The 2,071-nt window shown below is 37.4% G+C and carries 2 protein-coding genes and 3 pseudogenes; all 5 read right to left on the bottom strand.

The window, feature by feature from the left end; translation table 11 throughout:
• A pseudogene (locus FTV30_RS15925) lies at positions 1 to 157 on the bottom strand (IS5/IS1182 family transposase); the annotation flags it as partial.
• Between the two features lie 539 nt (positions 158 to 696).
• Complete coding sequence (locus FTV30_RS15920; RefSeq protein ID WP_071852326.1) at positions 697 to 1,011, bottom strand: monooxygenase; 315 nt, start codon at positions 1,009 to 1,011, stop codon at positions 697 to 699.
• A gap of 147 nt (positions 1,012 to 1,158) precedes the next feature.
• A pseudogene (locus tag FTV30_RS15915) lies at positions 1,159 to 1,269 on the bottom strand (IS5/IS1182 family transposase); the annotation flags it as partial.
• 75 nt (positions 1,270 to 1,344) lie between these two features.
• Positions 1,345 to 1,794: a universal stress protein gene (locus FTV30_RS15910; RefSeq protein ID WP_180000747.1), complete on the bottom strand. Its 450-nt coding sequence runs from the start codon at positions 1,792 to 1,794 to the stop codon at positions 1,345 to 1,347.
• 163 nt (positions 1,795 to 1,957) lie between these two features.
• A pseudogene (locus tag FTV30_RS15905) lies at positions 1,958 to 2,071 on the bottom strand (IS5/IS1182 family transposase); the annotation flags it as partial.

The following is a 2,071-nucleotide window of genomic DNA, read 5'->3' as shown; positions in this document are numbered from 1 at the left end:
CGGAATAAGTTTGATTTCGTCCGTGCTTGCCTTGTGGTTGTGCATACCATTGGGTCTTAGGATCAAACCAGATTGAAATATTTCCTCGCTTGATTAAAGCTTGGTTATACGAGGACCAATTGGTTGTACGGTAAGTTTTAGGTGCAGGCTTCTTCATCTGGAAATTATATTGCTAAAGAAGCCCTCAAGAATAGCTTTGTGCAACAAAGCCATCTTTCTCTAAAAATCTAAGATGAGTTGAATATAGCATACATTCAACTCAACTAATGAGCCGAATGTGTTGGTTAATTAGCTCATCTATTTATCTAGGACAGTTTTAGAATTTTTCCTGATTCCATCAGATCTCTAGGGGAAAAGTTATCCCCAATTTCTGTAGATAAAAGCGGGACAACTTTTAGCCTTTTTTGTACGCCCTGGCGCACAGACATTTAGGGATTTTGCGGCTAGGGGATCTGTGCTTTTTTACTTATGATGAAATCATGCAGGAACAGGAAGTTCCGGAACAGAAAACAACAACGATAAGTTCTAACACTAGGATAGTGAGGGTAGAATAGCAGCTACCAAAGATCGCACTGTAAAAAACCCTGGCAGGATGTCAGGGTTTTTTATTGCTTGGATTCTCAGACGAAATGCAACAGAGATTAATTTAGGTAGGAAGTGGGATGAGATAGTATCTTGCTTCCAGACCGACCAAAGTCAAAGTTGCACAATGAAGTGGGATTGATTAATAGCAGACAGTGGTAAATTAATTTGGAAAATTTTCCCCCGAATATCTTTTATTCCAAAATTTTTCAGGCGTGCAGTATGCATTTTTAAATACTTTTCTGCATTATCTTGACTATCAAACAGGTAAATTCCCCCTGCTTCCTGAGCATCGCTATTTTCTGTCCATATTTTCCAGATCATGCCAGCTTCCTGATTAATACTTTCTGCAAGTGTTTGATAGGCGCGACTCATCTCTTCTCCAAATGGGCCTGGCGTCGGAAAGTCTACCTGAAGAATAACAGCCATGGTTTTATCCTCTACCGTCCAATAGCAATCTTCATACTCTAGCATTTTTCTAATGATTTTAAAGAAAAATTAGTCCTAAAATTGACTATTAAAAATTTTTGAATTTACTAGGCACCGTTGATATTTACTATTTATAATTAAAACTATGAGAATAGCTTCAATAAAATTAAGTAAATTTGAATTATGATGAATGGATAAATTACGCAGAATAACTTTTAAATTTTGCCAGTGTTGATCTTTCAGCATGGTACGAGGCATATCGAATAGTGAAATTAGGTTTGAAGATTTGATTTTACTACTTCGCTATTTGTTAAGCTAAAATGTCAACACACCCTAATATTTCATGATCATCACTGGTAATTCGGTTGAGCGAAGTACAGCTGTGGCCACACTTCCGAGTCTCCATTTTTTAAAACCTCTGCGACCATGCGATCCCATCACAATGAGATCAGCCTGTATCTGTTTGGCAGTTTTCACAATACTTTCTTCAAACACTACACTTTTTAGGACTTTAGTTTCAACTTGAACGCCCGCTGCATATGCAATTTCACTTGCTTGTTTTAATACCTCTTCTGCATTCGCATAAGCTTGAATAAAGTGTTCTTTCATTGGAGCAGAGACATAATAATAATAGAAATCTGCATCTGTAAATGGATCTTCAGAAACCAGACTGATGAAGGTCAATCTGCTATCGAATACCTGAGCAATTTCGACCGCATGTTTTACCGCGGAGAATGAAACTTTTGAACCATCAACTGGTACTAAAATATTCTGGTATGACATCGATAATGCTCCAAATACGAACTTTCTATTCAGTTATAGATAACATAAGCATGTTAGCGCTTCAATTTAAAGCATTAAACAATATCAAATTTATCCGGAATACTACTTAACGGCTTTGTTGCACAAAGATTTGAAATGCAAAGCGCCCCGAATTGAGCCAAATTTAAGGCGTAACTTGGGTAAGTGGTCGACCTAATTCCGTAAATCTGTTAAGGACTGCTACACGTACATGGATCTCATTCACTTGGCTATCAAAACTCCTTGCACTGAGTTTATC

The sequence above is a fragment of the Acinetobacter sp. YH12255 genome, assembly GCF_013417355.1.
Lineage (GTDB): Bacteria > Pseudomonadota > Gammaproteobacteria > Pseudomonadales > Moraxellaceae > Acinetobacter > Acinetobacter pseudolwoffii.
This window is presented reverse-complemented; position numbering and strand designations above follow the sequence as displayed.